20 protein-coding genes are annotated in these 18,671 nt (G+C 37.1%); 2 read left to right on the top strand and 18 right to left on the bottom strand.

Annotation, left to right across the window (positions count from 1 at the left end):
- Positions 1-48: 48 nt before the first annotated feature.
- From BEN26_RS02950 to BEN26_RS02925, 6 genes are all read right to left on the bottom strand, one after another.
- A complete protein-coding gene (locus BEN26_RS02950; RefSeq protein WP_069801016.1) occupies positions 49-399 on the bottom strand; it encodes a hydrogenase maturation nickel metallochaperone HypA/HybF in 351 nt (116 codons plus the stop codon).
- 19 nt (positions 400-418) lie between these two features.
- Positions 419-841 carry a hypothetical protein gene (locus tag BEN26_RS02945; protein WP_069801017.1) on the bottom strand — a complete coding sequence of 141 codons (423 nt, stop codon included), beginning with the start codon at positions 839-841 and terminating at the stop codon, positions 419-421.
- Positions 838-1,329, bottom strand: coding sequence for a HyaD/HybD family hydrogenase maturation endopeptidase (locus tag BEN26_RS02940; RefSeq protein WP_399167824.1), 492 nt, complete (start codon positions 1,327-1,329; stop codon positions 838-840). Before BEN26_RS02940 ends, BEN26_RS02945 begins: the two co-directional genes overlap by 4 nt.
- A gap of 13 nt (positions 1,330-1,342) precedes the next feature.
- Positions 1,343-2,014 (bottom strand): Ni/Fe-hydrogenase, b-type cytochrome subunit, encoded by a 672-nt coding sequence (cybH, locus tag BEN26_RS02935; protein ID WP_399167883.1) that lies wholly within the window; start codon positions 2,012-2,014, stop codon positions 1,343-1,345.
- A 93-nt stretch (positions 2,015-2,107) separates the two neighbouring features.
- Entirely contained in the window at positions 2,108-3,823 is a 1,716-nt protein-coding gene (locus BEN26_RS02930; protein WP_069801018.1) for a nickel-dependent hydrogenase large subunit, read from the bottom strand.
- A 2-nt stretch (positions 3,824-3,825) separates the two neighbouring features.
- Positions 3,826-4,911: a hydrogenase small subunit gene (locus BEN26_RS02925; RefSeq protein ID WP_069801019.1), complete on the bottom strand. Its 1,086-nt coding sequence runs from the start codon at positions 4,909-4,911 to the stop codon at positions 3,826-3,828.
- A gap of 283 nt (positions 4,912-5,194) precedes the next feature.
- On the opposite strand from BEN26_RS02925, the gene BEN26_RS02920 reads away from it, so the two are divergent.
- Entirely contained in the window at positions 5,195-5,911 is a 717-nt protein-coding gene (locus BEN26_RS02920) for an urease accessory protein UreH domain-containing protein (RefSeq protein WP_069801020.1), read from the top strand.
- Between the two features lie 61 nt (positions 5,912-5,972).
- Here the strand turns inward: BEN26_RS02920 and BEN26_RS02915 are convergent, their stop codons facing one another.
- The 4 genes from BEN26_RS02915 to secA2 form a co-directional block, all read right to left on the bottom strand.
- The gene (locus BEN26_RS02915) at positions 5,973-6,905 is read right to left on the bottom strand and encodes a transketolase family protein (protein WP_069801021.1); all 933 of its coding nucleotides are present in this window, start codon (positions 6,903-6,905) and stop codon (positions 5,973-5,975) included.
- Positions 6,898-7,740 carry a transketolase gene (locus tag BEN26_RS02910; protein WP_069801022.1) on the bottom strand — a complete coding sequence of 281 codons (843 nt, stop codon included), beginning with the start codon at positions 7,738-7,740 and terminating at the stop codon, positions 6,898-6,900. The genes BEN26_RS02915 and BEN26_RS02910 overlap by 8 nt, the downstream gene beginning before the upstream one ends.
- 84 nt (positions 7,741-7,824) lie before the next feature.
- Positions 7,825-8,935, bottom strand: a protein-coding gene (prfB, locus tag BEN26_RS02905; RefSeq protein ID WP_181482171.1) for a peptide chain release factor 2 whose coding sequence is annotated in 2 segments (ribosomal slippage) — positions 7,825-8,859 and positions 8,861-8,935 — 1,110 coding nt in all. Because the reading frame shifts where the segments join, the coding sequence is not laid out codon by codon here.
- Positions 8,936-9,052: 117 nt separating this feature from the next.
- Positions 9,053-11,560 carry an accessory Sec system translocase SecA2 gene (gene secA2 / locus BEN26_RS02900; protein WP_069801024.1) on the bottom strand — a complete coding sequence of 836 codons (2,508 nt, stop codon included), beginning with the start codon at positions 11,558-11,560 and terminating at the stop codon, positions 9,053-9,055.
- A 403-nt stretch (positions 11,561-11,963) separates the two neighbouring features.
- Between secA2 and BEN26_RS02895 the strand changes: the two genes are divergently transcribed.
- The gene (locus BEN26_RS02895) at positions 11,964-12,551 is read left to right on the top strand and encodes a tropomyosin (protein WP_181482170.1); all 588 of its coding nucleotides are present in this window, start codon (positions 11,964-11,966) and stop codon (positions 12,549-12,551) included.
- A 253-nt stretch (positions 12,552-12,804) separates the two neighbouring features.
- Here BEN26_RS02895 and hpf read toward each other — a convergent pair whose 3' ends face one another.
- The 8 genes from hpf to BEN26_RS02855 form a co-directional block, all read right to left on the bottom strand.
- Positions 12,805-13,353 carry a ribosome hibernation-promoting factor, HPF/YfiA family gene (gene hpf, locus BEN26_RS02890; protein ID WP_068726209.1) on the bottom strand — a complete coding sequence of 183 codons (549 nt, stop codon included), beginning with the start codon at positions 13,351-13,353 and terminating at the stop codon, positions 12,805-12,807.
- A gap of 245 nt (positions 13,354-13,598) precedes the next feature.
- The gene (locus BEN26_RS02885) at positions 13,599-13,796 is read right to left on the bottom strand and encodes a cold shock domain-containing protein (RefSeq protein WP_068726213.1); all 198 of its coding nucleotides are present in this window, start codon (positions 13,794-13,796) and stop codon (positions 13,599-13,601) included.
- Positions 13,797-13,962: 166 nt separating this feature from the next.
- Complete coding sequence (locus BEN26_RS02880; RefSeq protein WP_069801026.1) at positions 13,963-14,685, bottom strand: amino acid ABC transporter ATP-binding protein; 723 nt, start codon at positions 14,683-14,685, stop codon at positions 13,963-13,965.
- Positions 14,678-15,337 carry an amino acid ABC transporter permease gene (locus BEN26_RS02875; RefSeq protein WP_399167815.1) on the bottom strand — a complete coding sequence of 220 codons (660 nt, stop codon included), beginning with the start codon at positions 15,335-15,337 and terminating at the stop codon, positions 14,678-14,680. Before BEN26_RS02875 ends, BEN26_RS02880 begins: the two co-directional genes overlap by 8 nt.
- Positions 15,338-15,385: 48 nt before the next feature.
- Positions 15,386-16,180, bottom strand: a complete 795-nt coding sequence (locus BEN26_RS02870; RefSeq protein ID WP_255421845.1) for a basic amino acid ABC transporter substrate-binding protein — start codon at positions 16,178-16,180, stop codon at positions 15,386-15,388.
- A gap of 291 nt (positions 16,181-16,471) precedes the next feature.
- Complete coding sequence (locus BEN26_RS02865; RefSeq protein WP_255421844.1) at positions 16,472-17,308, bottom strand: basic amino acid ABC transporter substrate-binding protein; 837 nt, start codon at positions 17,306-17,308, stop codon at positions 16,472-16,474.
- A 421-nt stretch (positions 17,309-17,729) separates the two neighbouring features.
- Positions 17,730-18,101 carry a hypothetical protein gene (locus tag BEN26_RS02860; protein WP_181482169.1) on the bottom strand — a complete coding sequence of 124 codons (372 nt, stop codon included), beginning with the start codon at positions 18,099-18,101 and terminating at the stop codon, positions 17,730-17,732.
- 88 nt (positions 18,102-18,189) lie between these two features.
- Positions 18,190-18,657 carry a DUF8042 domain-containing protein gene (locus BEN26_RS02855; protein WP_069801028.1) on the bottom strand — a complete coding sequence of 156 codons (468 nt, stop codon included), beginning with the start codon at positions 18,655-18,657 and terminating at the stop codon, positions 18,190-18,192.
- Between the last annotated feature and the right edge of the window lie 14 nt (positions 18,658-18,671).

The raw sequence follows: 18,671 nt of genomic DNA, 5'->3' as shown, positions 1-18,671 counted from the left end.
ACACATTGCTTTTCGTGGTTTGTATACTCCACCCCTATACAAACCTGTCTAATTTCCTTTATAGGATTTCACTTTAAACGTTTCCCCAGCGATCAACTTGCCACTCGGAAAGTTACATGCAGGGCATACCGCAATCCGTTGTTCTGGCATATATTCTAATTCACAGATCACACATATGGCTTTTGCTTTCTCGTGAATGATGGTTAGTTTTGCATTCTTGTTTAAGAAATCAATTCCCTGAGATTTGTACACATCAAAAGCCATTTCCAATGCGTCTGGTAGTGCATTACTCAATTCTCCTACGATTAAATCTACTTCTTCTACTTTTTTGATATTCCTCTTTTTCGCATCTTCTTCTATCAAATGGAGGATATCACCCATCAAAGCCATCTCATGCATCTTGATCCTCCTCTTTTCTTTACATTTTCTCTATTAAAACAAACCACTTACCATCCTTTTCTTTTAAAGGGTAAAATTTTGGAATGAATTGGCCCTCATTCTTTTCAATGAAATATTGCTTATTGCATGCTAGACAGATCAATTTCTTTTCAAAAGGAATCCACTGAATGAAGGCATGGCAAATTGGGCAAGTTTTATCAAGAGCTTTCATCTCTTCCCCATTAGAATAAAGGCTAATCGAACGATTTTCTAAAAAAAGATCCTTAACCCCAATAAACGCTTTTGGATGAAGATGTCCAAGAGAGTGCCACTTCACCCCAGTCATCTCATCAAACAATTGATCGATCTTCTCAACGTCCTCTTCAATTAAAGGAGAAACAAACTCTTTTACAGCCTCTAAAAGGCTCTTTTTCATCTGAGATAAGAACTCGGCACGATTCACAAACTTTCACTCCAAATTTGAACCTGTTGAACGACTTTTTCTACCAGCTTTGGCAATTGTTTTTGAACCGTTTCTGATAATTCAAGACCTAATTGTAAGGAATAAGGCTGGATACCGAACATGATCATTTTTTCCGGTAATCTTTCCCGAAGTTTGGCTGCAGATAATACTTCTTGAAAACCCACTTGATGAATTGACATTTTGATCCCGTAATACTTTGGTATTTCCTCATTCTCAATCGTTATTAATTCCCCTGCTAGTTTCCCCGCATTGATCGCATCAATAATAATCAAATAATCAGCTTCCTCAACAGGTTCTAATAATTTGATTCCATCCGTTGTCCCTTCTACGATCTCAAGATAGGGTGACTCTGGTAGAGCTTCACGTAAATAGGGAAGAATATGCACACCAACACCCTCATCTGAATAGAGGGTGTTGCCAATGCCAATAATAATGATTTTTTTTGCTTTTTTTTCTTCAGTCATCATCTGTTACACACCTTCAGTCTCTTAGATCGCATTCAGACTTATAACCTGTGAAAATAGAAGATACCGTTCCGTTCCTTGTGAGCCAATCTTCACGAAATGCCATATAAATATGAATCACCATAAACACCATAAATCCCCATGCCACTAAATGATGCCAAGATCGAACGGAAAAACTATCTCCACCAAAAAGGTATGGAACCCAAGAGAAGAATTTCCCCCAAAAGGATTCTGGATTGGGTTCAAAATATAAATAGTATCCAGTAAACATCATGATGAGTGATCCTGTGCCAATAAAGATCCAGTAACTTAATTCAGCCAAGGCATTATGACCAATATAATGTTTTTTCTTATTTTTTAGGAATAAATAAAATTTTATCGTTTCAAACGTACCTTTCCAAAACTCTTTTCGTAACGGGTTTGACTTTGCATATTGATTCCCAACAAAAACCCAATAGAACCGGACAAGTAAATTGATCGTAAAAACAAAAGCAGAAAAAAAGTGAATATAACGAACCCAGCCCATCAAGAAAGAATAGTAAGCTTCTTCTTGAACAGGCGCAGCTACAAAAGGATGAGCAATATAGACTCCGGTAATCATTAAAATGATAATAGCTAGTGCATTGATCCAATGGAAAATACGTACCGGAAGCTCCCATACATATACTTTAGTACAGTTTCCTTTCATATTCCTGCTAACATGGTTTGGGTCAAAGGTAAAATCAGGCTGATACCTTGGGATTGGATTTGGTTCAGTAGGGATCGACATCAAACTTCCCTCCTAATAACCTATTTTCAGTTCGGTCATTTTTTGATTTTCTAAATCTGTCAGATGAACGGCACAAGCCAAACATGGGTCAAAAGAATGGATAATCCTTAGAATTTCGATCGGTTGTTCAGGATCTAAAACAGGTGTCCCCCTTAAAGCCGCTTCATAAGCACCCACATTTTGGTCCTCAATTCTTGGAGAAGCATTCCAAGTCGTAGGAACAACCGCTTGATAATTTTTTGTCTTGCCATCTTCAATTTCAATCCAGTGGCCTAACGAACCGCGAGGAGCCTCCATCCAACCTACACCTTTTGTTTGTTTTGGCCATGTACTTGGTTCCCACTTTGTACGGTCAAATGTGGTTTGATCCCCATTCTTGATATTTTTCAATAGTTCATCCATATCATTGCGTAACCAGTTGGAAATGAGAACTGTTTCAAGTCCTCTCGCAACCGTTCTTCCTAAGGCAGACTGTAAGGCACTAATCGGTAAATCTAATTTTTTCAAAGTACTATCGACAATATCGACAAACTCTTCTTTGCCTAGTGCATATCCTACTAACATTCGAGCCAATGGACCTGTCTCCATCGGTTTGTTCTTCCAACGAGGAGATTTTAACCAACTATATTTATCATCCGTATTTAAATTTTTATAAGGTGCTTTTGGACCACTATAATTTAATGTGGTTTCCCCTTCCCAAGGATGTTTTGCACCTGTTCTTTGACCATCATAGGTATACCATGAACGATCAATAAATTCTTTAATTTGTTCTGGGTCTCTAGGATCTACATCATATACCTTGCTTAAATCGCCATCTAGAATGACACCTCGAGGCATACGATAATCCTTCACTTCTTTCCAATCGCTGGTAGAGAAATCCCCATAAACCAAGTAATTGTTTAATCCTCCACCATAGGTCCAATCTTTATAGAACGAACCAATCGCTAAAAGATCAGGAATGTAGACCTTGTTCACAAACTCTCTTGCTTCATCAATCAGTTGAGAAATATAGGCTAATCGTTCTGCATTCACTCCTGTATCACTATTGATATCGATTGGAGTAGCCATTCCACCTACCACGTAAAATGGGTGTGGATTCTTTCCTCCAAAAATCGTTTGGATTTTTACTACTTCTTTTTGCCAATCTAGTGCTTCTAGATAATGTGCTACTGCTAGTAGATTTACCTCAGGTGGTAACTTATAAGCGGGATGACCCCAATATCCGTTAGCAAAAATACCAAGTTGTCCGCTATCCACTAATTTTTTAATTTTATTTTGAACCTCTTTAAAATAACCAACAGATGATTTCGGCCAATCAGAGATCGATTGAGCAATACGACTTGTCTCTGCAGGGTCTGCTTTTAATGCATTGACGACATCCACCCAATCTAAGGCATGTAAATGATAAAAATGAACGACATGGTCATGAACAAATAATGTTTCATTCATCATTTCTCTGATTAAATGAGCATTTCGCGGGATATGAATATCTAACGCATCTTCAACTGAACGAACGGAGGACAAGGCATGAACCGTGGTACAAACCCCACAGATCCGTTGAACATAGGCCCAGACATCTCTTGGGTCTCTGCCTTGGACAATCAGTTCAATTCCCCTTACTGATGTCCCAGAACTAAAAGCATCTTTAATCACCCCATCATTAAAATCTGCTTCAATTCTTAAATGGCCTTCTATTCGGCTAACCGGATCGATCACTAATCGCTCCATCTTTATTCACCTCTATTTATCGAGTTTTCTTGTTTTTTTGGTTCTTTTTTCATTGCGGTAATAGATGCATGAACAGCGATACCTGCTAGTGCAGCCCCAGTTGCATAGAGACCAACTTTCTCAGGATTGATCGTCGTTTGTGTACCAGGGATTTCTGACTCACGAACATAGAAAGGCCCATTATCCCAGAATTGATTTTCTGTACAACCAATACATGGATTACCTGATTGAATCGGGAAGCTTACCCCACCATTCCAACGAATTTGCGCACAAGAACTATATGTAGTAGGGCCTTTACAACCAAGCTTATATAGACAATAGCCTTGTTTTGCCCCTTCATCATCAAAGCTTTCTGCAAACAGGCCTGCATCAAAATACGCACGACGGTTACATGTATCATGAATCCTGTGTCGATAGAAAGCCTTTGGTCTTTTTTGACTATCTAGTTCCGGAATTGTTCCAAAGGTGATAATATGTGCGATCACACCAGTCATCACTTCAGCGATTGGTGGACATCCAGGAATTCGAATCACTGGTTTATCTTTGATTAAATCAGTCACAGGCACTGCATGGGTCGGATTTGGTTTTGCTGCTGCAATTCCACCCCATGAAGAACAGCTTCCATAAGTAATCACCGCCATTGCTCCCTTTGCTGTTTCGAGCAGAAGTTCTTTTGCGGATCTACCACCAATCATCAAAAAGTCATCGTTTAAAGGAATACTTCCTTCTACAACTAAGACATACTCCCCATTGTAGTTTTCAAGGACACTTTGACGGGCAGTCTCAATATGGTGACCGGAAGCGGCGGATAAGACTTCACTGTATTCTAACGAAATCATCTCTAGTAAAACGCTTTCAACCTTAGGATGAGTAGAGCGAATAAATGATTCAGAACAACCTGTGCAATCTTGCATTTGTAGCCAAATGACTGGTACGCGTTTTTTTGTTTCCATTGCCTTCACTACAACATCCGTTTGGGAAAAACTTAAACCCATTGTGGCAGCCAAACCGGTACACATCTGTAAGAAACGCCGACGAGAAATCCCCCTTTCAAGAGCAGATTCTAAAATCGTTTTCTCTCCATCCATTCTTTTACTCCTCCATTTTTCTAGAATGATAATAATAACACTTATGATTATAAAAAAGTTGTATCGTATATTAGTTCACCAATTGTTCATAATCACTGCATATAGCTAATATATTTATATTAAAAATGATTCGATAGTATATGTATATTCCTACACCAAACATTTTATATTAAATTCTCTAAAAATAATAGATTTTTTTGAATTCGCTTTCAATTTTTTCAATTAATCTTTATAATAATTTTAAAATGATATATTTCTTCACTATACGAAATGAGGGATTTAAGTGGAAGTGGGCTTTTTAGAAGTGTTAATGATCGGATTTGTCCTTGGAATGAAACACGCCATTGAGCCTGACCATATCATCGCTGTCTCAACGATTGCCAGTCAAAGTAAAAGTCTTTGGCGATCTTCATTAGCAGGCGTTTTCTGGGGAATTGGCCATACGGCAACGATTTTTATTGTTGGCATCTCTTTTATTTGGATAAAAGGGGAAATCCCTGTAACATGGGCCATGTCCTTAGAATTTTTAGTTGGGATTATGCTTGTCGTTCTTGGAGTCTCAACGATTCTTACCTTCAAGAAAAATAAGATTCATGTTCATCATCATGAACATAATGGGATCGCTCATATACATTTTCATGATCGTCACGATTCTCATGTCCATCCAAAAGACGAAAAGAAGCTTTCCTATTTAAAATCTTTAATGATTGGTTTTATTCATGGACTAGCAGGCAGTGCAGCTATGATTATTTTGACAATGTCCACCGTACATAATCCCATAGAAGGAGCCATTTATATTATCGTTTTTGGGGTGGGAACAACGATTAGTATGTTATCCTTTACTACCCTAATCGGTATTCCTTTTGTTTTAAGCGCAAAACATATTCAGATGAATCAATCCTTAACGATTTTTGCCGGGGCATTAAGTATGATATTTGGATTCTATTATATGTACAATTTGGGGATTACTGAGGGTTTGTTTAGCATGTGGGTGCAATAAAGAAAGTAAGACTGCTTACTCATTTTGGAGGTAAGCAGTCTTTTGCAATTTCTATACAGTCCTATTGATTCACGATTTCTTTTGCTTTTTTGATGATATGTTCAGCAGTTAGTCCGTATTTTACTAATAACTCATCTGGTTTACCAGATTCTCCAAAGGTATCTTCTACACCGACGCGTTTTACAACAGTTGGTGCGTATTCAGTAACCACTTCAGCTACCGCACTTCCTAGGCCACCATAGATATTGTGTTCTTCGGCAGTAACGATTCCCTTCGTTTCTTTCGCTGCTTGAATTATGATATCCTTATCAATTGGTTTAACGGAAGACATGTTGATCACTCGGGTAGAAATCCCTTCTTGATCAAGCTGTTTTGCTGCCTCGATCGCAGGACTTAGCATGACACCCATCGCAATGATCGTAACATCCGTTCCCTCTTTAACAACAGTTCCTTTACCAATCTCAAATTTGTAATTCTCATCAAAAACAACTGGAACCGCTGGGCGACCTAAGCGAATATACATCGGGCCATCGTAATCAACAGCCGCATGAATCACTTGCCTTGTTTCTTCAGCATCTGCTGGTACAATGACAGTCATATTAGGAATCGCTCTCATCATCGCAATATCTTCGACTGCTTGGTGTGAAGCACCATCTTCTCCTAGAGTAAGCCCAGAGTGGGTAACCGCGATTTTTACATTTAACTTAGGATAGCAAATGGAATTTCGAATCATATCGCCCACTCGTAATGTTCCAAATAGAGCAAAGGTGCTAACGAAAGGAATTTTCCCTGTTGTTGCTAAACCTGCAGCAGTACCGATCATATTGGCCTCGGCTATTCCCATATCAAAGAATCGTTCTGGGAACTTTTTGGCGAAGTCGATCGTTTTGGTGGATTTCGCCAAGTCAGCATCTAAGACAATCACATTTGGATTTTTTTCTCCCACTTCTACTAATGCTTTTCCATAGGCATCACGGGTTGCAATCTTAGTCATTTTGCTTCCCTCCATTCAATTCTGCTAATGCTTGCTCCAATTGTTCAGCATTTGGTGCTGTTCCATGCCAACCTACTTGATTTTCCATAAAGGAAACTCCTTTTCCTTTAACCGTATTAGCAATAATCATCGTTGGTTTCCCTTTGGTTTGTTTTGCTTCTTGAACAGCCGAATCAATTTGATTCAAATCATGGCCATCAATTATGATTACATGCCAGCCAAATGCACGGAATTTTTCGTCGATTGGGGCTGGGTTTATAATTTCATCGACTTTACCATCAATCTGTAAATGATTGTAGTCGACGATGGCTGTTAAATTATCTAATTTATAATGTCCAGCTGCCATGGCTGCTTCCCAAATCATTCCTTCTTGTAACTCTCCATCTCCAAGCATTGCGTAGACACGATAATCCTTTTGATCCAACTTTCCAGCTAATGCCATCCCATTGGCAGAAGACAATCCTTGACCAAGGGAACCCGTACTTTGTTCTACTCCAGGAAGCGATTTACGACTTGGGTGTCCTTGAAGGCGAGAGTTGATTTTTCGGAATGTCTTTAATTCATCCTTTGGAAAAAATCCTTTTTCTGCTAATGCAGCATAAAGAACTGGACTAGCATGTCCTTTACTTAATACAAAACGGTCACGGTCTGGATCTTTAGGGTTCTTAGGATCAATGTTCATCTCATGAAAGTATAAATAGGTTACGATATCTGTGGCAGATAAAGAACCACCAGGATGTCCAGAACTTGCTTCAGCAACCATTTTAACAATTTCTTGACGAATGGTATTGGCTGTTTTCTTTAATGAAGCCAAAGTTTGTTCATCTAAAGCCATTTTTATCCCTCCAATTTTTATGTTTTTTATAGATATATTTTGTGGTTTATTTTAAACATTCTCTAATTCTTATATTAATACCTTTTACGTTCTAGAGATTCTACTACGTAAATAGGCATCAATAAATGCATCAATTTCTCCATCCATCACCGCGTTCACATTTCCCGTTTCCGTATTGGTACGATGATCTTTGACCATCGAATAAGGATGGAAGACATAAGAACGGATTTGACTTCCCCAACCAATTTCCTTTTGTTCTCCACGTAATTCTGCCAATTGTTTTTCTTGTTCTTCGATTTGCTTTTCATATAATCTTGCTTTTAATAGTTTCATCGCTTTTTCCCTGTTTTTAATTTGGGAGCGCTCTGATTGGCAAGTTACAATAATATTAGTAGGTAGGTGTGTAATCCTTACCGCTGAATCGGTCGTATTGACATGCTGTCCTCCAGCGCCACTGGAACGGTAAGTATCTATTTTCAGATCCTCTGTGCGAATTTCTATATCGATTTCATCTTCAATTTCAGGTAAAACATCAACAGAACTGAATGAAGTATGTCGTCGTCCTGAAGCATCAAAAGGAGAAATACGTACCAAACGATGAACTCCTTTCTCTGCTTTTAAGTAACCATAGGCATTGTGGCCTTTAATTATAAGAGTTACACTTTTAACTCCTGCTTCTTCACCTGCTAAATAATCTAGGACTTCTACTTTATACCCATGATCCTCAGCCCAACGAGTATACATTCTCAGTAGCATTGAAGCCCAATCTTGAGACTCTTTACCACCTGCACCAGGATGAATCTCTAAGATGGCATTGTTTTTATCATATGGATCGTTAAGCAATAATTGTAATTCAAACTCAGAAAACCGCTTGCTAAGAGATTTCATACTTTTTTCAAGCTCAGCAAGCATTGCTTCATCATTTTCCTCTAAAGTTAATTCAAGCATCACTTGAATATCTTCAAATTGTTGCTCAAGGTCTGTCATTTGCTCAGTTAATTCTTTCAATCCGTTGACTTCACTAATCACTTTTTGAGCCGCATCATTATCATCCCAAAAATCGGGCTTAGCCATCACTTCTTCTAATTCTTGTATTCGGCTCTTTTTTTGATCAATGTCAAAGAGACCCCCTGATTTCTGCTAAACGCTTAGCCATCTTTTCTAATTCATGTTTTATTTCGCTTTCTGTCAGCATCTACTTCACCTCTTAGGTAAAATTCACCTTTCCATTCTAACATAGTTTGCCCATTCCTCCAACAAATAATGGAGATGTAAAAGAACCAAGTAGAATTTCTACTTGGCCACGATCAAATTATGCTGTTGCGCCATGACAGTGTTTATATTTCTTACCACTTCCACATGGGCAAAGGTCATTTCTTCCTATTTTTTCAGCCGCTTTTGCTGGTTTTTTCTTCGTTTGTTCACCTTTTGTATCTACCGCTTGACCCACTGCGACAGCTTCTCTTTGTAAGTTATTCTGGATTTGTGCCTTCATGATATAAGTGGCCACTTCTTCCTCAATCGCTTGAATCATTCCCTGGAACATTTCAAAGCCTTCCATTTGGTATTCACGCAATGGATCAGTTTGTCCATAAGCACGTAAATGAATACCTTGACGCAATTGATCCATCGCATCGATGTGATCCATCCATTTACTATCTACTGCACGTAATAGAACAACCTTTTCAAACTCTCTCATATTTTCTCCAAGTTGTTCTTCACGTTCTTGATATTGTTGTTCTATCCTTTGACGGAAAAGCTCAATGATCTCTTCAGGTTCTTTCCCCCAAATATCTTTTTCCGTAATCGTTCCTTCTTTTAAGAAAGTCCGGTTTGATTGTTCAATAATCGCTTTTAGATCCCATTCTTCTTGGACAAGCTCTTCAGGGCAATGAAGGTGTACCAAACGTTCTACATAGTTCATGATCATACCAATAACCACGTCACGTAGATTATCGCTTTCAAGCACTTCGCGACGTTGACGGTACATCACTTCACGTTGTTGGTTCATCACATCATCATACTGTAAGACAGTACGACGGATATCGAAGTTTTGTCCTTCTACTCGTTTTTGGGCCGATTCAATTGCCCTTGTAACCATTCGGCTTTCAATTGGTTGGTCTTCTTCCATTCCCAACTTATCCATCATACCCATGATATGCTCTGAACCAAATCTTTTCATAAGTTCATCTTCAAGTGAAAGATAGAATTGAGTAGAGCCTGGATCTCCCTGACGCCCTGAACGACCACGAAGCTGGTTATCGATTCGTCTACTTTCATGACGTTCAGTACCAATAATATGGAGACCTCCAAGCTTGGAAACTCCGTCTCCTAAAACAATATCTGTACCACGGCCAGCCATGTTTGTTGCGATTGTAATAGTTCCAGGTTGGCCTGCTTTTGCTACAATCTCTGCTTCTTGGGCATGGAATTTTGCATTCAACACATTATGAGGAATGCCTTTACGCTTTAACATTTCAGATAAAAGCTCAGACTTTTCAATCGAAGTAGTACCTACTAACACAGGTTGTCGCTTTTGATAGCGATTAACAATTTCATTTACAACAGCTTGGTATTTTGCCCTCTCTGTTTTATAAATCACATCAGGCATATCTTCACGGATCATTGGCATATTCGTTGGAATCACCACAACGTCTAAACCATAGATCTTTTTAAATTCTTCTTCTTCTGTTTTAGCTGTACCCGTCATTCCCGCTAGTTTTTGATACATTCTGAAGTAATTTTGTAAGGTGATCGTAGCAAGTGTCATGCTTTCGTTTTGAACTTGAAGTCCTTCTTTTGCTTCGATCGCTTGATGAAGTCCATCACTATAACGGCGGCCATGCATCAAACGGCCAGTAAATTCATCAACGATAATCACTTCTCCATCTTGCACCACATAATCTCGGTCACGTTTCATCAACACTTTTGCTTTTAATGCCTGAGTAATATGGTGATTTAATGTGATATGATTTGTATCATATAAGTTATCAATTCCAAAAGATTTTTCTGCTTTTTCTACCCCTTCATCTGTAAGAGCAACAGAATTGGATTTAATGTCCATTGTATAATCTTCTATTTCTTTTAGGCGATTGACAAAATGAGCAGCAGCATAATAAAGATCCGTAGATTTTGCTGCTTGCCCAGAAATAATTAAAGGTGTTCTTGCCTCATCGATTAAGATGCTATCCACCTCGTCAATAATCGCATAATTTAAAGGTCTTTGCACCATTTGTTCTTTATACAAAACCATATTGTCACGTAAATAGTCAAAGCCAAATTCATTGTTAGTTCCATAGGTGATATCTGCTGCATAAGCTTCTTGCTTCTCTTGGGCAGATAGATCATGAATATTTAGCCCAACAGTTAATCCAAGGAATTCAAACACTTGCCCCATTTGATTACGGTCACGAGTTGCAAGATATTCGTTAACAGTCACCACATGTACCCCTTTACCTTCAAGGGCATTCAGATATGCAGGAAGGGTGGCGACCAAGGTTTTTCCTTCCCCAGTCTTCATTTCAGAAATTCGGCCTTCATGGAGAACAATCCCACCTAAGATTTGCACATCAAAATGGCGCATTCCTAATACGCGCTTTGCTGCCTCCCGCACAACTGCAAATGCTTCTGGTAATAAATCGTCTAATGTTTCGCCTTTTTCTAAACGTTGTTTAAATTCCGCCGTTTTATCTCGAAGTTGGCTGTCTGAAAGTGTACTAATAGTTGACTCCAACTGATTCACTTGATTGACTATTTTATTTAAACGTTTAATTTCCCTATCGTTGGTATCACCAAAAACCTTTTTTACCAATCCAAGCACGGGAACATCTCCTCTCAGAGAACAAAAATATGTTCATTATTTCAACAATATCAAATTTTATTTTATCATGTTTTGCGGTATAAAAGTCAAATTCTCCTATAAAATACTAGATTTATTTTTTCCATATCGCCCGAATTTAGCCAAAAAACACCTTTATCTTTTTTAAAAAATCCTCTATTTTAAATTAACGAGAAAAATACATATTAGTTTCATTAGCTATACAGAGATATATCATTTTACGATAACCTGATGGAATCAATCTAACAATTAGGGTATAATTAATTCGCTCATTATTTTTTTAAAAAAAGATATACAAACACGTGTTCTTGTTATATAATATTTTTAGCAACTACTGTACGGCATAAAACCTATTTTAAAAATGAATTGAAAGGAGGCATAACCGTTGGAACAGGAAATTTTAATGCAAATCATGGATAAGCTTACACAAATGGATAACAAAATGACATCTATAGAAGACAGAATCACAACTATAGAAGATAGAATGACATCTATGGAAGACAGAATCACAACTATAGAAGACAGAATGACATCTATGGAAGACAGAATCACAACTATAGAAGACAGAATGACATCTATGGAAGACAGAATCACAACTATAGAAGACAGAATGACATCTATGGAAGACAGAATCACAACTATAGAAGACAGAATGACATCTATGGAAGACAGAATCACAACTATAGAAGACAGAATGACATCTATGGAAGACAGAATCACAACTATAGAAGACAGAATGACATCTATGGAAGACAGAATCACAACTATAGAAGACAGAATGACATCTATGGAAGACAATATCAGTCAACAATTCCAAGTCGTTTATCAGAAACTAGATACTATATCTAAACAAGTTGCAGATAATACGGAACAAATTAACCAAATCGGCTTTCTTTATGCAAAAGTCGAAAAAAGGGTTGACCAATTAGAAACGGATGTAAAATTAATTAAAAAAGTATTGGCTCTTTCTTAAAAAGCCCTCAAATAAAAGGTTTATATATTCCATCGCGCTCCGTCATCCGTACCCTTCTATGAATAAAGATTAAGGAGAGAAGGGCACTTCTGAAAGCACACAAAGTGTACAAGTCGTGCTACACAGCTAAAGCTGCTAGTCACGCTATGTCGCAGCTTATGGAATATATAAACCCCTAAATGACAAGTGGAAAAAACCAGACTAAAGCATTAAATCGCTTTGGTCTGGTTTTATTTTACTCACTCTTTATTTTTTAAAATTCTGGCTCAATTAACGCATATTTTCCATCTTTACGTTTATAAACAACATTCATCTCATCTGTTTCTGCATTAGAAAATACGAAGAAATTATGTCCTAACATATTCATTTGTAAAATGGCTTCTTCTATATCCATTGGTTTAAGGTTAAATCGTTTGGTTTTAACAACCTTAAAATCATCTTCCTCTTCTTCGGAAACTTTTCCATTTGGCTCTTCTTTAAATAAGGTCTTTAGGCTACCTTCTTGTCTAAATTTTCGGTTGATCTTTGTTTTGTGTTTTCTGATTTGTCTTTCAAGCTTTTCTACAACTAAATCAATAGCTGCGTACATGTCTTCACCAGACTCTTCCCCTCTTAAAACGACCCCAGGGAGTAATACGGAAACCTCGACCGTATGCAGATCTTTTACTACCTTCATGGTTACGTTTACATCTGAGGTAGGCGGAGTATCAAAATACTTCTCAATGCGACCTACTTTCTTCTCTACATATTCTCTTAATGCTTCGGTCACTACAATGTTCTCTCCACGAACGTTAAATTTCATGGTAAACTCCTCCTTTCATAGTTATATTTATTCCCTGTTTTCAGCAAAAATCCTTCTTTGATTTTTAAAAAAAGTATAGAAAAATATGTTACGGTTTGTAATATTACAATGCGCTCCTTTATCCATGCCTTTCTCTGAATAAAGAGTAAGGGAGGAAGAAAGTTACACTTTCTGCATACTAAATAAAACCCCTCTATAGGTATAGAGAGGTTTACGTTATCAATGTATATGTAACCTAAAAGGGATTATAACTTGATAACATTTGCAGCTTGAGGTCCACGATCTCCCTCAACAATGTCAAATTCAACAGCTTGACCTTCTTCTAAGGTTTTGAAGCCTTCGCCTTGAATGGCTGAAAAATGAACAAATACATCGCCACCATCTTCTCTTTCAATGAATCCAAAACCTTTTTCTGCATTAAACCATTTAACTTTTCCTTGCATCTACTGACACAATCCTTTCATCAATAAAATCCGAGAAATTTCTCTCCATTTGAATATAACACTGTAAGTTCCATACAGTCAAATGGATTTTGAGATCTTTCCCCATTTCTATTTTTTCAAAAAGATTACTTATTTATACTTAATTTACCTCTTATGATCTCTTACTTTATAGAACCTTGCTTAAGAAAGACTGTGTTCTTGGATTTTGCGGATTGGAAAAAATATCCTCTGGTGAACCTTGCTCGACAATTTTTCCTCCATCCATAAAAATGACTCGATTGGAGACCTCGCGAGCAAAACCCATTTCATGGGTCACCACAACCATTGTCATTCCTTCCTTCGCTAACTGCTTCATTACTTCTAACACTTCGCCAACCATTTCTGGGTCTAAAGCAGAGGTTGGTTCATCAAAAAGCATGACCGTTGGTTCCATAGTTAAAGCTCTAGCAATGGCCACCCGTTGTTTCTGACCACCAGATAATTGGTCTGGATAAGTATCCGCTTTTTCCAAAAGCCCAACTTTTCCTAAATACTTTTTCGCTATCTCTTCGGCCTTTTCTTTAGGCATATTTAATACCTTAATCGGAGCAATGGTTAAATTATCCAGCACTGTCATATGAGGGAATAAATTAAAATGCTGAAAAACCATACCCACGTGGGTTCTAACCATATTTAGATTAACCTTAGGATCAGATAAGTCATCACCATTAACGATCACTTTCCCTGCTTGAAACTCTTCTAAACGGTTTAAGCAACGTAAAAAGGTACTTTTCCCTGAACCGCTTGGACCAATCACGCAGACAACTTCCTTAGGGTGAATATGAACATCAATTCCCTTTAACACTTCAAGTTGATCATATTTTTTATATAACCCTTCAACCTTAATCATTGGAAAACTTCCTTTCTAACCCTCTAACCCCACGGGATAAAATCAATGTTAAGATTAAATAAATCGCAGCAATCGTTAAGTATGGCGCAAATGTTGTAAATGTATTTTTAGCGGTCATTTGGCCGGCATAGGTTAATTCAGGTGTTGCAATAACTGCTAATAAAGAAGAATCCTTTAACAAAGCGATAAATTCATTTCCTAGAGGAGGTAACATTCTTTTGAAAGCCTGAGGTAAAATAATATACCTCATGGCTTGTCTATGACTCATTCCTAAAGAACGAGCTGCCTCCATTTGCCCTTTATCAATCGATAAAATACCTGCTCGGAAAATCTCAGCTACATAAGCACCGGAATTTAAGGATAAGGCAACAAAGCCGGAAAAAATCGCAGAGGGTGATTGGTCCCCAAAAAAGGCCGGTAACACCGCAAAATGGACAATTAAGATTTGTACATATAATGGGGTACCTCTAAATAAATCCACATAAATACGGCTAAATAACTTATAAAAGCGATTTTGAGATAGTTGTCCCAAGCCAATAAAAAGGCCAATGATCGTCCCAAAGGAAACCCCCACTGATGTTAGAAGAATGGTGTACCCTACGCCACGGAAAAACCAATATCGATACTCAAATACTGCACTCCATTCATTCATCATAAACCCTCTTTTCACGCACTGAACGATAATTCATATCGTTAGTTATTATTCAGCAAAATATTTATTGTAGATCTCTTGATATTTGCCATTCTCTTTAATTTTCTTTAATCCTGCATTTAATTGATCTAACAATTCTTGATTTCCCTTTTTCACCATCAAACCATAAAATTCTTTTTCAAATCGGTCATCTTTCACTACTTTAAGGTTTTTGTCAGGGAATTGTTTTAAAAATTCTCCTAATACTGCATTATCACCAACTACTGCAACAATCCGTCCAGTTAACATATCATTAACTGCAGTGGGTAAGTCTACATATCCCTTTGCACCTGCATAATCTTTACCAAATACCTTTTGAACAGCTTTTTCACCTGTTGTTCCACTTTGAAAACCAATATTTTGTCCTTTAAGATCATCAACAGAAGTTACGGTTGAATCTTCTGGAACTAAGATATATTGTGTTGCTTCAAAATAAGGCTCTGTAAAATCGTAACTTTGCTTGCGCTCGTCATCAATCGAAATTCCGGCTGCGCCAATATCTGCTTTCCCTGTAGAGATCGAATTCATCATTGGATCCCAGCCTACGTGTTGAATATTCACTTTAAATCCTTGTACTTCAGCAATAGCATTCACTAAATCCATGTCAAATCCGACAACTTCTCCAGATGGTAACGTAGATTCAAATGGCGGAAAGGTTGCATCTGTTACCACTGTATAGGTTTTTGTACCCTCTTTCGCCTGATTTTCTGTTTTATTTTCTTGGCTTGCACCACAACCGATCAAGCCAATACTGCCTATGATCAAAATAAGTGATAATATTCCTATTTTAAAATTTCTTTTCACTGTAGTTCCCCCTTGTTAGCATATTTGGTTACAATGATAATTTATGAATAACTTTTTATTTTTATCCACCCGAATGATTATACATACATTAGAATAAAAAATCAATAGAAAAGTTTGTATATTCCAATGCGCTCCGTTGTCCGTGTTTTTCTAGGAATAAAACATTAGGAGAGAAAGTACGTTCTTTAGCAAAAAAAAAGAACAGGCTTGCTATTTTACAACACGTAAAATGACAAGCCTATTTTTTACCCTATCATGAACTCGTACAAAACCTAGCTAAACGACCTATATTTACTCAGCAAAATATTTGTTATAGATTTCTTGGTATGTTCCATTCTCTTTAATTTTCTTTAACCCATCCTGTAATTTAGACAACAATTCCTGATTTCCCTTTTTCACGATGAAACCATAGTATTCTTTTTCAAAAGCCTCATCTTTCACTAATTGTAGTTTTTTATCGGGATTCTGCTTTACGAACTCTGCTACCACAGCATTATCCCCTATAACGGCTGCAATACGTCCTGTAAACAAATCGTTCACAGCTGTCGGTAAATCGGCATAGCCTTTTAATCCTTTATAATCCTTACCAAAGATATTTTGTGCAGCTGTTTCCCCAGTCGTTCCACTTTGGAAGCCTACATTTTTTCCTTCAAGGTCTTTGGCAGAAGAAATATTTGAGCCCTCAGGTAATAAAATTAACTGTGTGGCTTCAAAATATGGATCTGTAAAATCATACATTTCTTTACGGTCATCACGAATGGTGATTCCTGAGGCTCCAATATCTGCGTTGCCGTTTTCAACTGCCTTTAACATCGCTTCCCAGCCAGTATGTTGAATTTTGATCTTAATCCCTGATGCTTCAGCAATGGCATTCATCAAATCAATATCAAAGCCGACGATTTCCCCAGATGGTAATGTCATTTCAAATGGAGGAAACTCGGCATTGGTAACCACTACATAGGTTTTGTCTTCAGCGGTTGTTTGTTCTGCATTTTGATCTGCAGCTTGACCTTGATCTGTCTTTTCTGTTGGTTGACTGGTTGTACTTGTACCACAACCTATCAACCCAATAACTCCTAATAGTAAGATGATAGATAATAATGCCATTTTTATCCCTTTACTTTTCAAATAAAAAACCCCCTCTTAATGTTCAAAAACAATTTGTTTGTATTTTGTATATGTATTATTATACATATATACGAATAAATATCAATCACTTTTTTGTAATTAAATTTTATACGATTAAATTGATCTTATTCACAAACCCTCTTCATTATCTACAAACCTATCCACAAGCTTTATCCCTTTATCCCTACTTATTCACAGAGTTATGCACATTATCCACAGGTTTTTGTTCACATTGTGCACAAGAATAGGCGTTCTTTTAAGGGAATATTAAGAAAATTTTAATATACAAACCTTTAAATGACAAGTGGAAGAAAATTATACTTTTTTATCTTTAATAAATAGAATAAAAAAAGATCGGTTGAATTTAACCAATCTCTGCAATACTGTTAGCTAATTTCTATCATTGTTTTTTACCTTTCAATTAGCCTAAGATTACTTTTTTAATCTGAGCAATATCCCGTTCGTTTTGTAGTATCTTGGTATGAGCGAATTCAATATCTACATTTTGAGTAGACAACATTTTAGACATTTCATCTTGGTTTTGCTTAATCTCTTTGATATCTTGTTTCATCCCAGCGATATCTTGTTTCATTTCATTCATTTCTTGTTTCATTTCATTCATATCTTGTTTCATTTCATTCATTTCTTGTTCCATTTCTTCTAAATGAGAATTAGTAGCACCTACAATCCCTATCAATTGTTGAATCATATGATCTTGATGATCTAGTCTTCGATTTATCCGCTGATCCATTTGATTAATTAAATCATAAATCCCCTTTAGTTCTTCACTCATCGCCATCATCCTTTTCCCCATTTTCCTTCTTAATTATATCATATTTTGGACAGATAGGGGCTTTATAATGGTTCGTTTTACTAAGACTCTAATGTTGTAAATAAGGTTTAAATGCCTCTTGAACCTTTTTTGACCAATCCAGATAGTGAGGAAATAGCTGTTCTTTTAGTGTATCTGCTAGTAGTTGATAGTTTCCTTCCTCTTGGTAGGTTAAAACCTGTTCAAAAATAGGGAGAAAATCATCAAAGGAACGGATCGAATCATGAACCTCCCGATCAATTTTCTTCATAATGTTCCAAGACAAAAAATTGGCTTCTTGAATCGACTTAAAGGCATCAATACAATTGCTAAAGATGGTCACATCCAAATGACTTTCTTTCTTGATGCGAATCGAAAGGTATTCAATACCTTCATCACAGATTTGCAACATTTCAATATAATGGTTTAAAAAGATCACCTGATTATCTTGTAAAACAGTATCATCATAATAGTGATCGTCATCATTGTGTTCATGATGATGATTATGCTCATCTTCGTGGTCGTGGATGTGTCCCATCATTTAATCCCCCA

It is taken from the genome of Tepidibacillus sp. HK-1 (genome assembly GCF_001748485.2).
Classification (GTDB): Bacteria; Bacillota; Bacilli; order Tepidibacillales; family Tepidibacillaceae; genus Tepidibacillus_B; species Tepidibacillus_B infernus.
Note: the sequence above shows the minus strand (reverse complement) of the source record. Positions and strands in the feature narration are given on the sequence as shown.